Source organism: Methylobacterium sp. 1A, from assembly GCF_058072805.1.
This window is the reverse complement of the sequence record NZ_JBYQVE010000001.1, coordinates 2,753,531-2,774,048: the sequence shown is the minus strand read 5'-3', so window position 1 is coordinate 2,774,048 and position 20,518 is coordinate 2,753,531. Positions and strand designations below refer to the sequence as shown.

Genomic DNA, 20,518 nt, shown 5'->3' with positions numbered 1-20,518 from the left:
CCTCCGCGACTCGCGCAGCACGACCACTGCACGATCCATCGTGGCGGCGATGTTCTAACTAATGGTTGTTTTAATGCTCAATTTTACAACCAAAGCGAGTGGTTCGCGTCCCGGGTGTGCCTCCCGGGCTCGACCGGCTCGTCGCGCCGAGCCGCATCGCGGTCTCAGATCGCCCGCGGAGGCCGCAGCAGGCCGATCCCCGCCGGATCGAAGGACGCGCTCTTGACGATGGCGTGGACCTCGCGCCCCGGGGCGAGGCCGAGTTCGCGGACGGCCGCGCCGGTCACGCGCGCCACAAGACGGGCGCCGTTGCAGTCGATCTCCACCGCCGTCTCGGCGCCCGCGGCCGTCAGGCCGCAGATCCGGCCGGCCAGCACGTTGCGGGCGCTGAGGCCGCGGGGAGGCTCGGTGGCGACGAGCACGTCGCGGGCGGGGATGCGCACCCGCAGCCGCGTCCCGGCCGGGCGCGACAGGCCCGGCACCAGCAGGCTCCCGGCGGCGCCCGTCAGGCGCGTGAGCCCGGTGGCGGCGTCGAGGGCCTCGACGACCATGTCGAGGAGCGCGCCGGCCTCGGCCTCGTGGATCGGCACGAGATCGGCGCGGCGCAGGATCGTCTCCGCGGGGCCGGCGGCGGCCACCCGCCCGGCCTCCAGCACGATCACCGTGTTGGCGAGCCGGGCCACCTCGGAGACGGCGTGGCTGACGTAGAGGATCGGCACGCCGGCCTCGTCGCGCAGGCGCTCGATGTAGGGAAGGATCTCGGCCTTGCGGGCCTCGTCCAGGGCCGCCAGGGGCTCGTCCATCAGCAGGAGGCGCGGCCTCGCCAGCAGCGCTCGGCCGATCGCCACCCGCTGGCGCTCGCCGCCCGAGAGACCCGCGGGCCGCCGGTCGAGGAGATGGTCGATGCCGAGCATGTCGGTCACGGCCGCGAAGGCCGCCGGGTCGGCGCGGCGCCGCGCGAAGACCCGGCCGTAGCCGAGATTGGTCCGGACGCTGAGATGCGGGAACAGCCGCGCGTCCTGGAACACCACGCCGACCTGGCGCCGGTGCGACGGCAGCACCAGGCCGGACGCGGTGTCGACCCACGGGGTGCCGCCGACGACGATCCGGCCCCGGTCCGGCCGCGCGAGGCCGGCGATCAGGTCGATCAGCGTGGTCTTCCCCGAGCCCGAGCGCCCGAACAGGGCGGTCAGCCCCGGCCCGGCCTCGAAGGCGGCAGCGAGCGCGAAGGCGCCGCGCCGGAGCTGAACGTCGACCTGGATGCTCACGCGGACAGACTCGCGTAACAGGAGCCCCGGCGCGTCCCGGCGCCGGCCCGGACTTGCCCGCGATGATCACGGTCCACCACCTCGAGAACAGCCGCTCGCAGCGCGTGCTCTGGCTGCTGGAGGAACTGGAGCTGCCCTACCGCGTGATCCGCCACGCCCGCGATCCGCGGACCCTGCGCGCGCCCCCTGAACTCCTGGCCGTCCACCCGCTGGGCAAGGCGCCGGTGATCACCGACGGCGGGACGGTGGTCGCCGAGACCGGCGCGATCGTCGCCTACCTGACGGATCTGGCCGGCGCGCGGCTGGTGCCCGGGCCCGGGACGGAGGAGCGGCGGCGCTACATCTACTGGTCGCACTACGCCGAGGGCTCGGCGATGCCGCCGCTGCTGCTGAAGCTGGTCTTCGGGCGGCTGGCGCCGGGCAGTCCCTGGCCGCTGCGGCCCCTCGTCCGGCGGATCGCCGACACGGTGCTGCGGGGCTTCGTCGATCCGGACCTGCGCCGGCACGCGGCCTTCTGGGAGACGGAACTCGCCGGCCGCCCGTATTTCTGCGGCGCCGATTTCACCGCGGCCGACATCCTGATGAGCTTCCCGCTGGAGGCCTTCGCGGCGCGCGGCACGGGCGCGGGCCCGCGCGTCGCGGACTGGCTCGCGCGCATCCACGCCCGTCCGGCCTACCAGAGGGCCCTGCAGCAGGGCGGGCCCTACGCGTATGCCTGAGCGGGCGTCCCGCCCCGGATCGGTCGCCATTCAGCCCGCCCCCAGGCGCCCACCGGCCCGCCGCGCCAGGAATTCCGACACCAGCAGGGCCGCGACCGACAGCGCGATCGAGATCAGGGTGAGGCGCAGGGCCGGCCCCTCCCCGCCCGGAGCCTGCGTCAGCGTGTAGATCGCCGACGGCAGGGTCTGGGTCTCGCCGGGGATGTTCGAGACGAACGTGATGGTCGCGCCGAACTCCCCCATCGCCTTGGCGAAGGCCAGCACGGCGCCCGCGAGGCACCCGGGCAGGCTGAGCGGCAGCGTGATCGTCAGGAACACCGCGAAGGGGTTCGCGCCCAGCGTCCCGGCCGCCTGCTCCAGGCGCCGGTCCACGGCCTCGATCGACAGCCGCATCGCCCGCACCATGAGCGGGAAGCCCATCACCGCGCAGGCCAGCGCCGCCCCGGTCCAGCGGAAGGAGAAGACCACGCCGATCTCGGCGAGGGGCGCGCCGAGCGGGCCGCGCCGGCCGAAGGCCAGCAGCAGCAGGTAGCCGGTCACGACCGGGGGCAGGATCAGCGGCAGGTGGACCAGCCCGTCCAGCAGGGCGCGGCCGGGAAACCGGCGCCGCGCCAGCAGCCACGCCACGGCGAGGCCGGGCACGAGGCTCGCGAGCGTCGCCACCGTCGCCACCCGCAGGCTCAGGCCGACGGCGGTCCACTCGTCCGGCGTGAGCCCGAGCAAGGGGGCGGCGCGCCGCTACTGGCTGGCGCCGGGCTGCGCGACCACCGTGAAGCCCTGGCGCTCGAAGGAGCCCCGGGCCTCCGGGCCGCGCAGGTAGCCGAGCAGCGTCCCGGCATCCGGGTTGCGCGACTCCCGGGTCACCGCCGCCGGATAGACGATCGGCGGGTGGCTGTCGGCCGGGAAGGTCGCCACCACGTGGACGCTCGGGTCCGCGGCCGCGTCGGTGGCGTAGACGATGCCGAGCGGCGCCTCGCCCCGGGCGACCAGCAGGAGGGCGGCGCGCACGTTCTCGGCCTGGGCGACCTGCCCCTTCACGGCGTCCCAGGCGCCGAGCTTCTGCAGGGCGGCCTTGCCGTACTTGCCCGCGGGAACGGCGTCGATCGTCGCCATCGCCAGCCGCCCGCCGCCGAGGATTTGCGTCAGCGTGGTGCCGAGGTTCGGCGCCAGGGCCACCTGCGGATCCGCCGCGCTGTCCTTCGGCCCCGGGGCGATCAGCACCAGGGCGTTGCGCAGGAGGTCGATCCGCGAGCCGGCCTTCAGCAGCCCGGCCCGGTCGACGTAATCCATCCACGCGAGGTCGGCCGAGATGAACAGGTCCGCCGGCGCCCCCGCCTCGATCTGCTTCGCGAGGGCGTTCGAGCCGGCGTAGGAGATCCGCGCGGTCTTGCCGGTCGCCTTCGTCCAGGCTGCCGCGGCGTCGTCGAGGGCGTTCTTGAGGCTCGCGGCCGCGAACACGACGACCGGCTCGTCCGCCCGAGCGGCCCTGTCGGTCGGCGCGAGGACCAGCGCCGCGAGCGCGCAGGCGACCAGGATCCGTCGAGTCAGGGGCATCACGCAGATCTCTCCGGTCGCGACCCGCTATATACGGCGGGGAACGACGGGGATCATAGGCGCGCGCGGGCGGACGGCCAAGGCCCGGCCGACCCGGGTGACCGCGCGTCAGCCGAGCTTGGCCTCCGGCCGGTCCTTGGGCTCGGCCTCGGCCCGGTGGAGGCGGCTCAGCAGGACGAGGAGATGGCCCGGGAGCGGCCCGTCCGGTGCGGGACCGCCGAAGATCCGCTCGCGTGGTCGGGCAGGCACGGCCGCACCGTTGACGACCACGGGCCCACGGGGGCCGGAACGCCGGGACTTGGTCACGCTGTACGCACCCTGCTCAATCGTGATTCACGTAAAAAGCCGGCAAAAACGCCGCGCAAGTCGGCCAGTTCCGCAGCTGCCGTACATCATTTGGTTAACGCGCGAACAACCTGCCTCATTCCTGGGCGCCCGCTCGCGCGAATCGGTGTCGCGCCGTCACCAGGTCCGGATGTCGTGCCGCTCGGTTGGGCGCGCCTCCGGCATGCCGTTCATGCCGTTCGCGACCAGCAAGGCCCAGAGCGTGGCGGCGCCCGCGGTCACGGCCGCGAAGGCGACGCTGATGAGGAGAGGCGCGGTCATGGCAGCACGATCGTCTGTCAAAACAGGCGCGCCGCTCCGGGAAGTGCGGCGCGCCCGAGTTGAGGGTCCGGCCTTGGGTAAGCCGAGATTGTTTAAGCACACGCGATGGCTGTGGACACTGGTTTGAGTCGCGCAGAAGATAAGTATTGGCGCTTGTGACCGTCAGGCAACAACGGGCGGGGCCGCCGGTCCGCTCCGCCGCCCCGCCCCGCGGCCCCACCCTTGCCGGGCCCGGATTTTTTCGCGCCAGCCCCTGGGCTGCGGCGCGCCCCGGCGTTACAGCCGGGCACCATGCTCGAAGGCCTGCCGCCCCATCGCCCGTCCCACGTCCTGCGTCTGCTGACCGACGAACGCTCAGCCCGCGCGATGACCGACCTCCTCGGCGAGATGTTCGATCCCACGGAGACCGCGGTGGCGGCCTTCGAGGACGAGGACGGGCGCACGTGGCGGCTTGAGGCCTACTTCGCGGACGCGCCCGACGAGGAGTACGTCCGCGAGCTCATCCGACCGGTCATCGGCGACGCGGCCGACGCGGCGGAGTTCCGCACCATCGCGCAGCAGGACTGGGTGCGCGCGTCGCTGGAGGGCCTGAAGCCGGTCCGGGCCGGCCGGTTCCTCGTCCACGGCTCGCACGACCGCGATCATGTCCGGGGCAACGATCTGGCCATCGAGATCGAGGCCGCCCTCGCCTTCGGGACCGGGCATCACGGAACGACGCTGGGCTGCCTCCGCGCCCTGGTCTCGGAACTCAAGCGCCGGCGCCCGGTCCACGTCCTCGATGTCGGCACGGGAACCGGGATCCTCGCCTTCGCGGCCGCCAAGGCCCTGCGTCAGCCCGTGGTGGCCGGCGACCTCGACGCGGAGGCCGTGCGCACGGCCCGCGAGAACGCCCGCGCCAACGGGCTCGGCCCCTATCTCAAGCTCTACGAGGGGCCCGGGGTCCGCCACCGCCTCGCCGACCGGCCGCGCCATTTCGATCTCGTCTTCGCCAACATCCTGGCTCGGCCGCTCAGGCTCCTCGCCCCGACCCTGGCGCGGGTCGTCGCCACCGAGGGCGTGCTGGTCCTGTCCGGCCTGATCGAGCGCGACGTGCCGGGCGTGCTCTCCGCCTACCGCCTCCAGGGTTTCTCCCTCGTGCGCCGCGGCGTGATCGAGGGGTGGGTCGCCCTGGTCCTGACGCGCGGCGGCGCGGCGCAGCGTCCGCGGCGCTGACCCGCGCGGCATCGCCCCGAACTCCCCGCGCGCCGGCGTGTTGTCCGGCCATGAGCCAGACGCCGCTCCACGATCCGCCCGCTGACCCCATCGCCGAGGGCGCCCGCGCCCGGGCGCAGGGGCGGCCCAAGGATGCCTGCCCCTATCCGGCCGACTCGCCCGCGCGCCGGGCTTGGATCGAGGGCTACGATGGGGCACCCGCGGACCGGGCGCCGGACCTGCCGATCACGAACGGCTGATCAGCGCGCGGTGCGCAGCCGGCCCGGCCGGTCCGGAGCGCCTGCGGTCTCGGCCGGCGACCCCGGTGCGTCCGCCTGCGACACCGGCGCGCCGAGCGCCGCCATCAGCGCGCGCAGGCCGTCGATCCACTCTTCGAGTTCGGCGAGCGAATCGAAGCCGTCGCGGCGGACGACCGTGTCGGGCTCGATCGTCACGACGGCGTCGAAGCGGCCGTCGGGTCTGTCGCTGATCCGGTAGTAAACGCGGCGTGGCATGTCTGAGTAATAAGCGAGAATCCGCGGCGTGATAAGATTGCTAACGATCTTTAAGCACCGCAACCGACCTCTGACCAACCTCTTTCTCATGACAACAGGGTGTTGCGACGCGGGAGCGGCGGGCGCTAGGCTCGCCGCATGACCGAGACCCGTCCGTCCCGACAGCGCCAGCGCTTCCAGAGCTTCGACGACCCGAGCCACCGGAAGGGTGCCGAGCGGATCGAGGCGCTGCGGGCCGCCTTGCGCGAGACCGGGCTCGACGGCTTCGTCGTGCCGCGGGCCGACGAGCACCAGTCGGAATACGTTCCCGCCGACGCCGAGCGGCTGGCCTGGCTCACGGGCTTCACCGGCTCGGCCGGGACGGCCGTCATCCTGATGGACTCCGCGGCGCTGGTCGTCGACGGGCGCTACACCCTGCAGGCGCCCGAGCAGGTCGATACTGGCCTCGTCACGGTGGTGCCGCTCGCCGAATCGACGCCGGAGGCCTGGGTCGGGGCCAACCTGCGGCGGGATCAGGTGCTCGGCTACGATCCCTGGCTGCACACCCCGGACGGTCTGGCGCGCCTGGAGCGGGCCGTGACCCGCGCCGGCGGGACCGTGCGGGCGGTGCCGAACCTCGTCGACGCGGTCTGGGCCGGTCGGCCGCGGCCGCCGGCCGGTCCGGTGGTGGTCCACCCGGACGCGCTGTGCGGCGAGGCGTCCGCCGACAAGCTCGCCCGGATCCGGGCGGCGCTCGCCGAGGGCGGCTGCGATGCCCTGGTGATCTCCGACCCGCACAATCTGGCCTGGGCCTTCAACCTGCGCGGGTCCGACGTCGCCCATACGCCCCTGGCGCTGGGCTACGCCATCCTGCCGCGCGAGGGGCTGGCCCGGCTGTTCCTCGTCTCGCCGAACGTCGATCCGGCCTTGCGGGCCGCACTCGCGCCGATCGCCGAGATCCTGCCGCGGGCGGAGCTGGACGACGGGCTGGCATCCCTGGCGGGCGTGCGCGTCCGCCTCGACGCCGCGACCGGCGCCGTCGCCCTGAAGGAGAAGATCGAGGCCGCCGGCGGCACGGCCGATGTCGGCAAGGACCCGATCACCGGCATGAAGGCGGTCAAGAACGCCGCCGAGATCGCGGGCGCCCGCGCGGCCCATGTCCGGGACGGGGCGAGCGTCGTGCGCTTCCTCGCCTGGCTCGACGGTGCGGCCGTGGCCGGCGGCCTCACCGAGATCGCCGCCGTCGAGGCCCTGGAGGATTTCCGGGCCGCCGGCGGCGACCTGCGCGAGGTCTCGTTCCCCACGATCTCGGGTTCCGGACCGAACGGCGCGATCGTCCACTACCGGGTGAGCCGCGCTACGGACCGGGCGGTCCAGTCGGGCGAGCTGTTCCTGATCGATTCGGGAGCGCAGTACCCGGACGGCACCACCGACATCACCCGGACGGTCGCGGTCGGCGCGCCGAGCCCGGAGATGCGCGACCGGTTCACGCGGGTGCTGAAGGGGCACGTCGCCATCGCCCGGGCGGTGTTCCCGGTCGGCACGACCGGCGCCCAGATCGACGCCTTCGCGCGGGCACCGCTCTGGCAGGCGGGCCTCGACTTCGACCACGGCACCGGTCACGGCGTCGGCGCCTTCCTGTCGGTGCACGAGGGGCCGCAGCGGATCGCCAAGACCGGCACGGTGGCGCTCGAGCCCGGCATGATCCTGTCGAACGAGCCGGGCTACTACGCCCGCGGCGCCTACGGCATCCGGATCGAGAACCTCGTCCTGGTCGAGGCCCGCGCGATCGCGGGCGGGGAGCGCCCGATGCTCGGCTTCGAGACGCTGACGCTCGCTCCCTACGACCGCCGGCTGATCCGGCCGGACCTGCTCGAACCCGGGGAGCGGGCCTGGATCGACGCCTATCATGCGAGGGTCCGTGAGACCCTGGCGCCCGGGCTCGACACCGCGACGCGCGACTGGCTCGAGCGGGCGACGGCGCCGCTCGAGGGGTGAGCCGGCCGCAGGGGATCCCGGACGCGGTCCATGGTAAGACCCGACGCCATGGTAAGACCGGACGCCATGGAAACGCCCGCGCCGAGCCCGACACGCCGCGCGTGAAACCGCGACCGCCCCGCGCGCGAAGGGACAGCATGATCCGCCGCCTCGCCCTCCTGATCCTGGCCCTCGCCGCGAGCCTCTCGGCCGCCGCGGCACAGGGGTTCCGCACGCCCGCGGACCTCGTGCGCGCGAGCCTCGTGGCCGAGCCGGCCGCCGTTGCCGGCGCGCAGCTCTTCACGCTGGCGGTGCGGATGCAGGTCAAGCCCGGCTGGCACGTCTACTGGCGCAACCCGGGCGATTCCGGCCTGCCCCCGGAGGTGACCTGGACCCTGCCGGCCGGCTTCAACGCCGGCGCGATCCGGTGGCCGGCGCCGGAGCGCATCCCGATCGCGACCCTCATGAACTACGGCTACGAGGGCGAGGTCACGCTCCTCGTCCCGGTGACGCCGCCGCCGAGCCTCGACCCGGCCGACCCGGTGCGGATCCAGGCCAAGCTGACTTACCTCGTCTGCGAGACCGAGTGCGTGCCCGGCTCGGCCGATCTCGCCCTGACACTGTCGGTCGGCAAGGCCGAGCCGGACCCGGCCAACGCCGCGCTGTTCGCCCGCGCCCGCGCCGCGCTCCCCGTGCCGGCGCTCTGGCCCCTGAGCCTGTCGAGCCAGGGCGACACCCTGCGCCTCGATTTCGCCGCGGCCGGCCTCAAGCCCGAGGCGGTCCGGAACGCCGCGTACTTCCCCTACGCCGAGACCGCGATCGACAACGCCGCCGCGCAGGTGATGACCGTCGACGAGACCGGCCTGCACCTGACCCTCGCCCGGAGCAGCCCGACCGACCCGGTGCCTGCCGCGCTGCCCGGCGTCCTGACGGTCGAGGAGGTCGACGCCGCCGGGACCCGCCGGCTCGCCTTCGCGTACGGCGACGAGCCGGTCCTCCCGGCCGCCGCGGCGCCGGCCGCGACCGCGCCGCCCGCGACCGCGCCGGCCGCCGCCGACTTCGACGCGCTGACGCTGGCGACCGCCGCGGCCTTCGCCTTCCTCGGCGGCCTGATCCTCAATCTGATGCCCTGCGTCTTCCCGGTCCTGTCGATCAAGGTGCTCGGCCTCGTGCGGCACGCGGGCGAGGGGCCGGCCCGGCTGCGGCTCCACGGCCTCGCCTACACGGCCGGCGTCCTGGCGAGCTTCCTGGCGCTCGCCGCCGCGCTGATCGGCCTGAAGAGCGGCGGGGCCGCGATCGGCTGGGGGTTCCAGCTCCAGTCGCCCGCCATCGTGGCGGGGCTCGCCTACCTGCTGTTCGCGATGGGCCTGAGCCTCTCGGGCGCGGTCCATGTCGGCGGCCGGCTCGCCGGCCTCGGCGACGGCCTCACCCGGCGCGGCGGCCTGAGCGGCTCGTTCTTCACCGGCGTGCTCGCGACCCTGGTGGCGACGCCTTGCACGGCGCCGTTCATGGGCTCGGCGGTGGGCTTCGCGCTGACCCAGAGCGCCGGCGTGGCGCTCGCCGTCTTCGCGAGCCTCGGCCTCGGCCTCGCCCTGCCCTTCCTGCTCCTGACCCTCTGGCCGCCGGCCCTGCGGGCGCTGCCGCGGCCGGGCGCCTGGATGGAGACCCTCAAGCAGGTGCTGGCCTTCCCGGTCTACGCCACCGTGGCGTGGCTGATCTGGGTGCTGGCGCAGCAGGTCGACCCGCGCGGGCTGCTGGCGGCGCTGATCGGCCTCGTCCTCGTGGGCTTCGCCGCCTGGGCCTGGGAGCACGGCCGCGCCGCCCCGCCGCGGGCCGGCCGGGTCGCGCAGGCCGCCGCCGCGCTGGCGCTGATCGCCGTCGGGGCCCTCGCCGTCACCCTGCCCCGGGACCGCGCCGCGCCGGCCGCGCAGGCCGCCGCCGACGGGATCGAGCCGTTCACGCAGGCGCGCCTCGACGCCCTGGTCGACGCGCACCGCCCCGTCTTCGTGGACATGACCGCCGCGTGGTGCATCACCTGCGCGGTCAACGAGGCGACCTCGCTCAACACCAAGGCCGTGCGGGCCGCGATGGCCGAGCGCGGCGTGACCTACATGAAGGGCGACTGGACCAACCAGAACCCCGAGATCACCCGCCTCCTGGAGAAGCACGGGCGCAGCGGCGTCCCGCTCTACCTGCTCTATACCGGGACGGGAGAGTCCCAGGTGCTGCCGCAGATCCTCACCGAGGGGACGGTCCTGGCGGCGCTGGAGGCGGTGCCGGCCGCCTCGGGCCGGAGCGCGGCGCTGGCGCGCTGAGTCCCTGGAGGCCGGGACGCGCGAATCTTCGCGGGCCCGTCCCACCGTCTTCGCTCCGCTCGCGATGACGGCGCGCCGGAGCGAAGTCCTATCCGGACGGCCCGTGAGGCCGCCTCAGGCCTCCAGCGAGAAGGTCTCGTCGAAGGCGTAGCCCGAGCCCCGGACCGTGCGGATCGGGTCGGTCTGGCGCGGGCCGTTCAGCGCCTTGCGCAGCCGCCCGACATGGACGTCGACGGTGCGCTCGTCGATGTAGACGTCGTGGCCCCACACCCCGTCGAGGAGCTGCTCGCGGGAGAAGACCCGGCCCGGCGCCAGCATCAGGAATTCCAGGAGCCGGAACTCCGTGGGGCCCAGATGCAGCTCCTCGCCGCCGCGGCGGACGCGGTGGCCGGTGCGGTCGAGTTCCAGGTCGCCGGCCGCCAGCCGGTCCGAGACGTGGGCGGGCTTGGCCCGGCGCAGGAGCGCGCGGATCCGGGCCAGCAGCTCCGGGACCGAGAACGGCTTGACGATGTAGTCGTCGGCGCCCGTGCCGAGCCCGCGGACGCGGTCGCCCTCCTCGCCCCGGGCGGTGAGCATGATCACCGGCAGGCGCTCGGTCTCCCGGCGCGCCCGGATCCGGCGGCACAGCTCGATCCCCGAGAGGCCGGGCAGCATCCAGTCGAGCAGGACGAGGTCCGGGATCCGCTCCGCGAGGAGCAGCTCGGCGTCGTCGCCGCGCGCCGCCGAATCCACCAGGAAGCCCTCGGCCTCCAGGTTGTAGCGGAGCAGCGTGCTCAGGGCCTCCTCGTCCTCGACGATCAGGACTTGCATGCTCACGTTCGAAGACTCGTTCTGCGGGCGGTCCCCGGATGGTGCAGGAGGCGCCGCCCCGCCTCAACCCGCACGGAGAGTGACCCCGGCCGCGCCCACAGGAAGGCGCCGGGGTCGGCGCCTCACGGCGCCTGCACGCCGTCCACGGTCGCGTAGTTCGACGCGTCGTTCTTCGGCCGGTCACCCGCCAGCGTCTCGCCCGTGGCGAGGTAGTGGATCGTCTCGGCGATGTTGGTGGTGTGGTCGCCGATGCGCTCGACGTTCTTCGCGCAGAACAGGAGATGCGTGCAGAACGAGATGTTGCGCGGATCCTCCATCATGTAGGTCAGGAGCTCGCGGAACAGGGAATTGTACAGGGCGTCGATCTCGCCGTCGCGCTCCCAGACGTCGTGGGCCGCCTGGACGTCGCGGCTCCCGTAGGCGTCGAGCACGTCCTTCAGCTGACCCTCGGCGAGGTCGCTCATGTGGCGCACGCCGAGCACGATCTTCTGGGCCGGCGCCTGGTCGGAGATCGCCACCACGCGCTTGGCGACGTTCTTGGCGAGGTCGCCGATCCGCTCCAGATCGCCGGAGACGCGGATCGCCGAGATGGTCTCGCGCAGGTCGATGGCCAGGGGCTGGCGGCGGGCGATCAGCAGCACGGCGCGCTCCTCGATGTCCCGCTGCAGCGCGTCGAGCCGCTTGTCGGCGAGGATCACCGCCTGGGCGAGCGTGTCGTCCCGACGCACGAGGGCGTCGGTCGCCTCCGCGGTCATCTTCTCGGCGACGCCGCCCATCTCCGAGATCGAGCGACGCAGGTTCTCCAGGTCGGTGTCGTAGGAGGTGACGATATGGCCGGGCATGGCAGATCCTTCGATGGGGTCCCGGGGACGGCCCTCCGGGAGGCTTGCGGGACCCGCCGGGGCGCCGGAGACGCGAGCGGCGGTCCCGGGACCGGAGCGGCCCGGCAGACTAGCCGAAGCGGCCGGTGATGTAGTCCTGCGTGCGGCGTTCCGTCGGGTTCATGAACATCCGGTTGGTCGGACCGAACTCGACGAGCTGCCCCAGATACATGAAGGCGGTGAACTGCGAGATGCGCGCCGCCTGCTGCATGTTGTGGGTGACGATCACGATGGTGAACTCGTCGCGCAGCTGCTCGATCAGCTCCTCGATGCGGCCGGTCGAGATCGGGTCGAGGGCCGAGGTCGGCTCGTCGAACAGGATCACCTCCGGCTTCTGCGCCACCGTCCGGGCGATGCACAGGCGCTGCTGCTGGCCGCCCGACAGGCCGGTCCCGGGCTGCCGGAGCTTGTCCTTCACCTCGTCCCAGAGGGCGGCCTTGCGCAGGGATTCCTCGATCCGGCCGTCGAGCTCGGATTTCGGCAGCTTCTCGTAGAGGCGCAGGCCGAAGGCCACGTTGTCGTAGATCGACATCGGGAACGGCGTCGGCTTCTGAAACACCATGCCGATGCGCGAGCGCAGCTCGTTCAGGTCGACGGAGGGGCTGAGGATGTTCTCGCCGTCGAGCAGGATCTCGCCCTCCGCCCGCTGCTCCGGGTAGAGGCTGTAGATCCGGTTGAAGCAGCGCAGCAGGGTGGACTTGCCGCAGCCCGAGGGGCCGATCAGCGCCGTCACCTGCCGGTCGTGGAAGTTGAGGTTGACGTCCTTCAACCCGTGGAAGCTGCCGTAGTAGAAGTTCAGGTCCTTGACGGCGATCCGCACGGGGCCGCCCTCTTCGGCGCGGTTGCGGTTCAGCTCGACCGTCGGGATCGCGGAGGCGGCGTTCATCGTCGTGTCCTCGAAAGGGGGCTCAGCGCGAGGCCTGCGGCTTGATCACGAGGCGCGCGATGATCGACAGCGCCAGGATGGTGGTGGTGATCAGGAGCGCGCCCGCCCAGGCCAGGCCCTGCCAGTTCGGGTAGGGCGAGAGGGCGAACTGGTAGATCATCACCGGCAGGTTCGCGACGCCGCCCATCAGGTTGGCCGAGAACCAAGAATTGTTGTTGAGCGCGGTGAACAGCAGCGGCGCGGTCTCGCCGGCGATGCGGGCGAGGGCCAGGATGATGCCGGTGACGATGCCGGCCGAGGCCGCCCGCCAGGTCACGCTCATGATCACCGTCGAGGGCGGCGCGCCGAGCGCCGCGCCGGCCTCCCGCAGGGTGCCGGGCACGAGGCGCAGCATGTCCTCGGTAGTGCGAACGATCACCGGCACGGCGATGATCGCCAGCGCCACGCCGCCGGCCCAGCCCGAGTAGGTGCCCATCGGCCGCACCATCAGCGTGTAGACGAACAGGCCGATCAGGATCGACGGCGCCGAGAGCAGGACGTCGTTGAGGAAGCGGATCAGGGCCGCCAGCTTCGAGCCGCGCCCGTACTCGGCCAGGAAGGTCCCGGCCATGACGCCGACCGGCGTCGCGATCAGGATGCCGATCCCGGTCAGCACGAGGCTGCCCAGGATGGCGTTGGCGATGCCGCCGCCCTCGGAGCCCGGGCCCGGGGTCGGGTTGGTGAACAGGGTCGGCGTGAAGCCGCGCACGCCCTGGACGATTAGCATCACCAGGATCGAGCCGAGAACCAGGGCGCCGACCACCGTCGCGGCGGCGCAGGCGACGCGCAGGGTCCGGTCGGCGACGCGGCGCCCCTGGCGGACCCGGCCGGGGCGGCGCTGGGCGGTGGCGGCGATCGTGCTGGAGGAAACCATCGCGCGTGCTCCTCAGGCGGCCTGGACGCGGCGCGTCAGCAGCCGGGCGATGATGAGCACCACGAAGGTGATCACGAACAGGATGCAGCCCAGAGCCATCAGCGCGTTCAGCTGGAGGCCGTCCGCCTCGTTGAACTCGTTGGCGATGCGCGACGCGATGGTCGAGCTGGGGTCGAAGATCGAGGCGGAGAGCCGGTTGGCGTTGCCGACCACGAAGGTCACCGCCATCGTCTCGCCGAGCGCCCGGCCGAGGCCGAGCATGATCGCGCCGATGATCGAGACGGCCGCCTGCGGCACCAGCACGTGGCGCACGACCTCCCAGGTGGTGCAGCCGATGCCGTAGGCGCTCTCGCGCAGCACGGTCGGGATCTGGTCGAGCATATCGCGGGCGATCGAGGCGATGAACGGCACGATCATGATCGCCAGGATGATCCCGGCGGTGAAGACGCCGACGCCCGACGGCACCCGGGCGTAGAACAGCGTGCCGACGATCGGCATGCCCTCCACGAGGTTCGAGACCGGGATCTGGACGTAGCGCGCGAGGAGCGGCGCGAACACGAACAGGCCCCACATGCCGTAGATGATGCTCGGCACGGCCGCGAGCAGCTCGATCGTCATGGCGACCGGCTTGCGGGCCCAGCCCGGGCAGAGCTGGGTGAGGTAGACCGCGATGCCCAGCGAGACGGGCACGCCGATCAGCAGGGCCAGGAAGGCGGAGGCGACGGTCCCGATCACCGCGACCAGGGCGCCGTACTGCTCGGTCCCGACGTTCCAGGCGCTGGAGGTCAGGAAGCCGAAGCCGAACTCGCGGAAGGCGGGCCAGCCGCCGTACAGGATCGAGCCGAGGATGCCGGCGAGCACGAGCAGCACCAGCAGGGCCGCGCCGTACGAGCAGGTCCGGAACAGCGTGTCGAGGCTCCGGCTCGGCGCCTTCCGCGCGGTCGCGGAACGGGTTCGGCCGAGGGCGATCGATTCGGTCAAAGCGGGCATCCGCGGTTCTCTGCGAAGGGGGGCGTGGTAGCGCGGTGCGTTCCCGGAAGCGAGGGAGGAGGTTCTCACCCCCTCCCCGTCACGCTCACATGTTGAGGACAGGCTTGCCGTCCTTGCCCTTCACGTCCTTCCACTCCTGGTGGATCAGTTCGACGACGTTGTCCGGCAGCGGGACGTAGTCGAGGTCGGTGGCGAGCGTGTCGCCGTTCTTGTAGGCCCAGTCGAAGAACTTGAGCACGGCGGCGGACTTGGCCGGGTCGGCGGCGTCCTTGTGGACCAGGATGAAGGTCGCCGCCGTGATCGGCCACGCCGCCTCGCCCGGCTGGTTGGTCAGCGAGATGCCGAAGCCCGGGGTCGCCTTCCAGTCGGCGCTCGCCGCCGCGGCCTGGAACGCCTTGTCGTCGGGCTGCGGGTACTGGCCGGCCTTGTTCTGCAGCAGGGCGTAGGAGAGCTTGTTCTGCTTGGCGTAGGCCGACTCGACGTAGCCGATGGCGTTCGGAACCTGCTTGACGGTGGCGGTCACGCCCTCGTTGCCCTTGCCGCCCTGACCGACCGGCCAGGAGATCGTCGTGGCCGCGCCGTACTCCTTCTTCCAGGGCTCGGAGACCTGGGACAGGTAGGTGGTGAAGATGTTGGTCGTGCCCGACGCGTCGGAGCGGTAGACCGGGGTGATGTTGGCGTCGGGCAGCTTCAGCCCGTCATTGAGCTTGGCGATGCGCGGATCGCTCCACTTCGCGATCTTGCCGGCGTAGATGTCGGCCAGCACGTCGCCGGTGAGCTTCAGCTTGCCGGGCTCGATCCCGGGGATGTTCACCACCGGCACGACGCCGCCCATCACGGTCGGGAACTGGACGAGGCCGTCCTTGGCCAGCTGCTCGGGCTTCAGGGGCGCGTCGGTGGCGCCGAAATCGACCGTCTTGGCCTGGATCTGCTTGATGCCGCCGCCGGAGCCGATCGACTGGTAGTTGAGGCCCGAGCCGGTCTCCTTGCGATAGGCCTCGGCCCACTTCGAGTAGACCGGGAACGGGAAGGTGGCGCCGGCGCCGGTGATATCGGCGGCGAGCGCCGCGGACGCCAGCTGAACCGTCGCGAGGCCGACGGCGAGCGCGTAAGCGAAGGGTCTCAAAGGAATCTCCGTTGCCGTCGGGCTAGAGCCTGCGCTGCCCCGCCGGCGGGCCCGTGCCCGCGGCAGAGCCCTGCGGCCGATCTTCCGAAGAGACCCAGCGCCGGCCGCCCGATGGCCGGGCGGTTACGACAAGTAGATGACACCGGGATGACACGGGGGATGACGGGGGGGACGACACGGGGGACGACACCGCGCGTCGGCCGGGCGCGGCACGGTTCCGGCCTCTCGCGCGTTCCTCTCCGCCAGGAGCGGCAGCCGGCAGCAGAAGGACGCGCGGATCGTGGGCGGCGACGAGGTGGATGCGGCGACGGAATCCGATCCGGCCTGGCTGGCCCTGCACGCCGAGCGGGAGGCCGTGGAGCGGGCGCTCGCGCTGGCGCAGGCCCGGCAGAAATTCAGCCCCGACCCGGACGCGGCCGCCGCGGCGCGCGTCGAGGAGGCGGAGCTGCTGGTGAGCCTCGACCGCGTGCTGACCCTGATTCGTGCGGCCGAGTACCGTCGCCGGCCGGGGGCGCGCCGCTGGTGAGGCCGCCGCCCCGGGTCAGACCGCCCGGCGCAGCTCCCGCTCCTTCTGGCGCAGGCGCAGGAGCAGCTCGACATGCGTGTCGGTGATCGGCTGCGTGTCGACGCTGCCCTCGTAGACCGTGCGGAGCGTGAGGCCGAGCTGGCGGGTGTCGACCGCCCGCTTCAGGGGCTGCCCCGCAGGCAGAGACCCATCGGAGTCGACGACTGACGGCTTCATGGCTCCTCCCGCCCTTCGACCGCCCAACCCTGCCGCGGTACCGGGATGGCAGCATTCTCACGATGAATAGTTAACGAATTGTTACCTTCAACCAACGGTTAAGGTTGACGCCGGTTCACGCGTCGGCGCCCTGGAGGAGTCGCGCGGCGGCCGCCCGGGCCTCGTCGGTGACGGTGGCGCCCGCCAGCATCCGGGCGATCTCCTCGCGGCGCTCGGCGACCGGCAGGCTCGCCACCCGCGTGGCGACGCGGCCGGCCCCTTTCACGGGGGCCTTGGCGATCAGGAAATGCGTCTCCGCCCGCGCGGCGACCTGGGGCGCGTGGGTGACCGCGACCACCTGCACGGTCGCCGCCAGCCGGGCGAGCCGCATCCCGATGGCATCCGCCACCGCGCCGCCCACGCCGGTATCGATCTCGTCGAAGATGAGCGTCGGGGCCGAGCCCTTGTCGGCCAGCACGACCTTCAGCGCCAGCATGAAGCGCGACAGCTCGCCGCCCGAGGCGACCTTCATCATCGGGCCGGGCTTGGTCCCGGGATTGGTCTGGGCCCAGAACTCGACCCGGTCGGTGCCGGCCGGGTCGCGGGAATCCGGGTCCGTGGCGATCTCGGTGATGAAGCGGGCGCGCTCCAGCTTGAGCGGCGGCAGCTCGGCCTTCACGGCCGCGTCGAGCTGCTTGGCCGCCCGGCGCCGCCCGGCGCTGAGCTTCTCGGCCGCCTCGGCGTAGGCGGCCTCCGCCGTCGCGAGCGCCTGCTCCAGCCCGGCCAGCGCCGCCTCGCCGGCATCGATCGCCGCCACGTCGCCGGCGTAGCGCTCCGCCAGGGCCGCGAGGTCGTCGGCCGCGACGTCGTACTTGCGCGAGGCGGCGCGCAGGGCGAAGAGCCGCTCCTCGACGCGCTCCAGGTCGCGGGGATCGAACTCCGTCTCGGCCACCGCCGCCTCGAGGACCGCGCGGGCTTCGTCGAGGGCGACCATCGCGGCGTCGAGGACGTTCACGCACGGGTCCACCAGGGCCGGTAGCTGCGCCGCGCGCCGCTCCAGCTTGCGCAGGGCGGCCGAGAGGTGCGGCACGCCGGAATGGGGGCCGCCGACGGCCTCGAGCGCCTCGTTGAGCTCGCGCGCGACCTTCTCGGATTGCTGCATGATCGTGCGGCGCTCGGCGAGCTGGGCCTCCTCACCGGCGAGCGGCGCCAGTGCGGCGAGCTCCTCCACGGCGTGGCGCAGGAAGTCGGATTCCTTGCGGGCCGCCTCCACGCGGGCGCGGTGCTCGGCGAGTTCGGTGCGGGCATGCCGCACGGTCCGCGACGCGGCGGCGACCTTCGCGAGCTGGGTCTGGAGGCCGCCGAAGGCATCGAGGATCGCCCGGTGCGAGGCGGGGTCGGCCAGCGCCCGGTCATCGTGCTGACCGTGGATCTCCACGAGAGCCGCGCCGATCGCCCGCAGGACCTGAACGCCCACCGGCTGGTCGTTGACGAAGGCGCGGGTCCGGCCGTCCGCCATCTGGGTCCGGCGCAGGATCAGGTCGCCCTCGGTGTCGATCTCGGCCTCGGCCGCGATCCGGCGCGCCGGATGGTCGAGGGGCAGATCGAACACGGCCGTGACCGCGCCCTGGGCCTCGCCGTGGCGGACCAAGCGGCCGTCGCCGCGGCCGCCGAGCGCCAGGGCGAAGGCGTCGAGCAGGATCGATTTGCCCGCGCCCGTCTCCCCGGTCAGGACGCTGAGTCCCGATCGGAAATTCAGTTCGAGCCTGTCGATCAGGACGATGTCGCGGATCGCGAGCTGCGCCAGCATGCGGCGACGGGGATTCCTCAGGATGGGACCGCAGACATAAGGCCGCCGCGGCGCGGATTCACCCCAAAAATGCGTCGCACCGCGCGGTCGGTGCAACGCGCCGGGCGCCGCAATGGGCAAGGCCCGGAGCGGCGGCTCCGGGCCTCGAGGTTTCGTGGGCAGTCCCCGCGCGGGCGCGGCGGCTTACTGGGCCGAGGCGGTCTTGCCCGTGACGGTCCGGTAGATCTTCGAGAGGAACGAGCTCTTCTCCTCGCGGGGCTCAAGACCGCCCTGCGCGAGCAGCGCGTGGGCGTCCTTGTACCAGGGGCTCTCCGGGAAGTTGTGGCCGAGCACCGCGGCGGCGTTCTGCGCCTCCTGGGTGATGCCGAGCGCCCAGTAGGCCTCGGTCAGGCGCTCGAGCGCCTCCTCGGCGTGCCGGGTGGTCTGATACTTGGCGACCACGTCGCGGAAGCGGTTGATCGCCGCCGGGAAATTGCGCTTCTCGAGGTAGAAGCGGCCGATCTCCATCTCCTTGCCGGCGAGCTGATCGCGGGTGATCTGGATCTTCGCCTTCGCGTCCGCGGCGTATTCGGAGGTCGGGTACTTCTGCACCAGCTCCTGCAGCGCGACGAGGGCCTTCTCGGAGCGCTCCTGATCGCGGGTGACGTCCGGGATCTGCTTATAGTTCGACATCGCCATCAGGTACTGCGCGTAGGCCGCATCCTTGCTGGCCGGATGGCGCTGCAGGTAGCGCTTCGAGGCGCTGATCGCGTCGTCGTACTTCTGGCCCTCGTAATTGGCGTAGGCCGTCATCAGCAGCGCCTTCCGGGACCAATCGGAGTACTGGTACTGCTTGTCCAGGCTGTCGAATTTCTTGACCGCGCCCTCGTAGTCGCTGTCCTCGAGCTTGGCGAGGCCGTCGCTGTACAGCTTGTCGGCCGGAACGTCCGGCACGACCTCGGGCTTGTACTTCTCGGCGAAAATGCTCGTCGGGTCGAAGTCGCAGCCGCCGAGGCCCAGGCCGAGGACGGCCACGAGGGGCGCCGCGAAGGCCGCTGCCCGGCGATGACGAATGGTGACAGGCATCTGGCGCTCTTTCCCGGAACCGGCGCCGTTGCGCGCCGTCATGCCATCGCGTGGGTGGATCCGGCCCGCCCCGGGCCGTGCCCGCCGTTCACGGACCGTTAAACCGTGCCGTTCGATTCGGGCACGAAAGCGGCAAGGCTGCGGCAGTCAGGATCGGTTGCGGGCTGTGGCCCGTCGGTCACAGGGGCTACAGGTCGCCCGCGAAGGCGGCGAGGCCCAGGCCGGCGCCGAGTTCGGACAGTACGGTCTCGCGGCGCGAGCCCTGCGCCTCGACGATGGCGTAGTTCGCACGGTCGGCGAACAGGGCCGACAGCACCCCGACATTCATCCGGTGGCCGCCGCAATAGGAGCGGTAGGCTCCCTGGATCGGCAGGCCGGCCAGGGCGAGGTCTCCGATGGCGTCGAGGATCTTGTGGCGGACGAACTCATCCTGGAAGCGCAGGCCCTCGGGATTCACCACCGCGGTCTCGCCGACCGCCACGGTGTTCTCCAGGGAGGCGCCGAGGGCGAAGCCCGCCTTCCAGTACCGCTCCACGTCCCGCATCATCCCGAAGGTGCGGGCGCCGGCGATCTCGCGGCGGTAGGTCGCGGGCGACAGGTCCATCGCCTTGCGGGAACGGCCGATCACCGGGCTCTCGAAGTCGATCTCGACGTCGAGGCGGAAGCCGCGGTCGATCGGGCGCAGTTCCGCGAAGGATGTCCCGGTCTCGATGCGGACGTGGCGGAGGATCTTGAGCCAGCGTCGCGGCGTGTCGCAGGTGGCGATGCCGGTCTGGTCGATCGCCTGGACGAAGGGGAGCGCGGACCCGTCGAGGATCGGCATCTCGGGGCCGTCGATCTCGACCAGAGCGTTGTCGACGCCCAGCCCGTACAGGGCGGACATCAGGTGCTCGACGGTGGCGACCGCGCCGGTCTCGACGTCACCCAGGACGGTGCAGAGTTCGGTGGCGGAGACGAGGGCGTGATGCGCCTTGATCAGGCGGTCGTTGCCGTGGGTGGTGCCGGTGCGGAGGAAGGCGATGCCGTGATTGGCCGGAGCGGGTCGGATGGTGATCTCGGCGGGGTTGCCGGAGTGAACTCCGATCCCCGAGAGAGTCGCCGGCCCTTTGAGGGTCGTCTGTTTATGCGTTCGCATTCCTTAGCCCCCGGGCGCGATCATTTCCGCCACCCCGACTGGGGGTGAGGAGAAACT

22 protein-coding genes are annotated in these 20,518 nt (G+C 72.3%); 6 read left to right on the top strand and 16 right to left on the bottom strand.

What is annotated here, in order from left to right; genetic code table 11:
- Positions 1–164: 164 nt before the first annotated feature.
- Complete coding sequence (gene modC / locus ACX9MN_RS13545) at positions 165–1,268, bottom strand: molybdenum ABC transporter ATP-binding protein (RefSeq protein ID WP_447693868.1); 1,104 nt, start codon at positions 1,266–1,268, stop codon at positions 165–167.
- Between the two features lie 62 nt (positions 1,269–1,330).
- Between modC and ACX9MN_RS13540 the strand changes: the two genes are divergently transcribed.
- Positions 1,331–1,987: a glutathione S-transferase gene (locus ACX9MN_RS13540; protein WP_489724697.1), complete on the top strand. Its 657-nt coding sequence runs from the start codon at positions 1,331–1,333 to the stop codon at positions 1,985–1,987.
- Between the two features lie 30 nt (positions 1,988–2,017).
- Here ACX9MN_RS13540 and modB read toward each other — a convergent pair whose 3' ends face one another.
- From modB to ACX9MN_RS13520, 4 genes are all read right to left on the bottom strand, one after another.
- The gene (gene modB / locus ACX9MN_RS13535; RefSeq protein WP_489724696.1) at positions 2,018–2,710 is read right to left on the bottom strand and encodes a molybdate ABC transporter permease subunit; all 693 of its coding nucleotides are present in this window, start codon (positions 2,708–2,710) and stop codon (positions 2,018–2,020) included.
- Between the two features lie 15 nt (positions 2,711–2,725).
- Positions 2,726–3,541: a molybdate ABC transporter substrate-binding protein gene (gene modA, locus ACX9MN_RS13530; protein WP_489724695.1), complete on the bottom strand. Its 816-nt coding sequence runs from the start codon at positions 3,539–3,541 to the stop codon at positions 2,726–2,728.
- 108 nt (positions 3,542–3,649) lie between these two features.
- Positions 3,650–3,790, bottom strand: a complete 141-nt coding sequence (locus ACX9MN_RS13525) for a hypothetical protein (RefSeq protein WP_234082796.1) — start codon at positions 3,788–3,790, stop codon at positions 3,650–3,652.
- Positions 3,791–4,003: 213 nt separating this feature from the next.
- Positions 4,004–4,147, bottom strand: a complete 144-nt coding sequence (locus ACX9MN_RS13520) for a hypothetical protein (RefSeq protein ID WP_020094149.1) — start codon at positions 4,145–4,147, stop codon at positions 4,004–4,006.
- A 291-nt stretch (positions 4,148–4,438) separates the two neighbouring features.
- Here ACX9MN_RS13520 and ACX9MN_RS13515 point away from each other — a divergent pair, with 291 nt between their 5' ends.
- Together ACX9MN_RS13515 and rmf are read left to right on the top strand one after the other, a co-directional pair.
- On the top strand, positions 4,439–5,359 hold the full coding sequence (locus ACX9MN_RS13515; protein WP_489724694.1) for a 50S ribosomal protein L11 methyltransferase: 921 nt from the start codon (positions 4,439–4,441) through the stop codon (positions 5,357–5,359).
- Between the two features lie 50 nt (positions 5,360–5,409).
- On the top strand, positions 5,410–5,598 hold the full coding sequence (gene rmf / locus ACX9MN_RS13510; protein WP_489724693.1) for a ribosome modulation factor: 189 nt from the start codon (positions 5,410–5,412) through the stop codon (positions 5,596–5,598).
- Here the strand turns inward: rmf and ACX9MN_RS13505 are convergent, their stop codons facing one another.
- Positions 5,599–5,793, bottom strand: coding sequence for a hypothetical protein (locus ACX9MN_RS13505; protein ID WP_244492334.1), 195 nt, complete (start codon positions 5,791–5,793; stop codon positions 5,599–5,601).
- A gap of 198 nt (positions 5,794–5,991) precedes the next feature.
- Between ACX9MN_RS13505 and ACX9MN_RS13500 the strand changes: the two genes are divergently transcribed.
- On the top strand, positions 5,992–7,830 hold the full coding sequence (locus ACX9MN_RS13500) for an aminopeptidase P family protein (RefSeq protein WP_489724692.1): 1,839 nt from the start codon (positions 5,992–5,994) through the stop codon (positions 7,828–7,830).
- Between the two features lie 137 nt (positions 7,831–7,967).
- Entirely contained in the window at positions 7,968–10,124 is a 2,157-nt protein-coding gene (locus ACX9MN_RS13495; RefSeq protein WP_489724691.1) for a protein-disulfide reductase DsbD family protein, read from the top strand.
- A 114-nt stretch (positions 10,125–10,238) separates the two neighbouring features.
- On the opposite strand, the gene phoB is transcribed toward ACX9MN_RS13495, so the two are convergent.
- The 6 genes from phoB to pstS form a co-directional block, all read right to left on the bottom strand.
- Positions 10,239–10,934, bottom strand: a complete 696-nt coding sequence (phoB, locus tag ACX9MN_RS13490; RefSeq protein ID WP_042671704.1) for a phosphate regulon transcriptional regulator PhoB — start codon at positions 10,932–10,934, stop codon at positions 10,239–10,241.
- A 122-nt stretch (positions 10,935–11,056) separates the two neighbouring features.
- A complete protein-coding gene (phoU, locus tag ACX9MN_RS13485) occupies positions 11,057–11,776 on the bottom strand; it encodes a phosphate signaling complex protein PhoU (protein ID WP_020094142.1) in 720 nt (239 codons plus the stop codon).
- Positions 11,777–11,885: 109 nt separating this feature from the next.
- The gene (gene pstB, locus ACX9MN_RS13480; RefSeq protein WP_020094141.1) at positions 11,886–12,701 is read right to left on the bottom strand and encodes a phosphate ABC transporter ATP-binding protein PstB; all 816 of its coding nucleotides are present in this window, start codon (positions 12,699–12,701) and stop codon (positions 11,886–11,888) included.
- A gap of 22 nt (positions 12,702–12,723) precedes the next feature.
- On the bottom strand, positions 12,724–13,614 hold the full coding sequence (pstA, locus tag ACX9MN_RS13475) for a phosphate ABC transporter permease PstA (RefSeq protein ID WP_354456103.1): 891 nt from the start codon (positions 13,612–13,614) through the stop codon (positions 12,724–12,726).
- Positions 13,615–13,626: 12 nt separating this feature from the next.
- Positions 13,627–14,604 carry a phosphate ABC transporter permease subunit PstC gene (pstC, locus tag ACX9MN_RS13470; RefSeq protein ID WP_026605081.1) on the bottom strand — a complete coding sequence of 326 codons (978 nt, stop codon included), beginning with the start codon at positions 14,602–14,604 and terminating at the stop codon, positions 13,627–13,629.
- 85 nt (positions 14,605–14,689) lie between these two features.
- Positions 14,690–15,730, bottom strand: a complete 1,041-nt coding sequence (pstS, locus tag ACX9MN_RS13465) for a phosphate ABC transporter substrate-binding protein PstS (RefSeq protein WP_020094138.1) — start codon at positions 15,728–15,730, stop codon at positions 14,690–14,692.
- Between the two features lie 280 nt (positions 15,731–16,010).
- On the opposite strand from pstS, the gene ACX9MN_RS13460 reads away from it, so the two are divergent.
- A complete protein-coding gene (locus ACX9MN_RS13460; protein ID WP_331318349.1) occupies positions 16,011–16,256 on the top strand; it encodes a hypothetical protein in 246 nt (81 codons plus the stop codon).
- Between the two features lie 15 nt (positions 16,257–16,271).
- Here ACX9MN_RS13460 and ACX9MN_RS13455 read toward each other — a convergent pair whose 3' ends face one another.
- The 4 genes from ACX9MN_RS13455 to lpxC all read right to left on the bottom strand — a co-directional run bounded on the left by ACX9MN_RS13455 (position 16,272) and on the right by lpxC (position 20,461).
- On the bottom strand, positions 16,272–16,472 hold the full coding sequence (locus ACX9MN_RS13455) for a hypothetical protein (RefSeq protein WP_020094136.1): 201 nt from the start codon (positions 16,470–16,472) through the stop codon (positions 16,272–16,274).
- Between the two features lie 115 nt (positions 16,473–16,587).
- Positions 16,588–18,261: a DNA repair protein RecN gene (gene recN, locus ACX9MN_RS13450; protein ID WP_056534038.1), complete on the bottom strand. Its 1,674-nt coding sequence runs from the start codon at positions 18,259–18,261 to the stop codon at positions 16,588–16,590.
- Between the two features lie 183 nt (positions 18,262–18,444).
- Positions 18,445–19,326 (bottom strand): outer membrane protein assembly factor BamD, encoded by an 882-nt coding sequence (locus ACX9MN_RS13445; RefSeq protein ID WP_091979221.1) that lies wholly within the window; start codon positions 19,324–19,326, stop codon positions 18,445–18,447.
- Between the two features lie 187 nt (positions 19,327–19,513).
- Positions 19,514–20,461, bottom strand: a complete 948-nt coding sequence (gene lpxC / locus ACX9MN_RS13440) for a UDP-3-O-acyl-N-acetylglucosamine deacetylase (protein WP_020094133.1) — start codon at positions 20,459–20,461, stop codon at positions 19,514–19,516.
- Positions 20,462–20,518 lie beyond the last annotated feature (57 nt).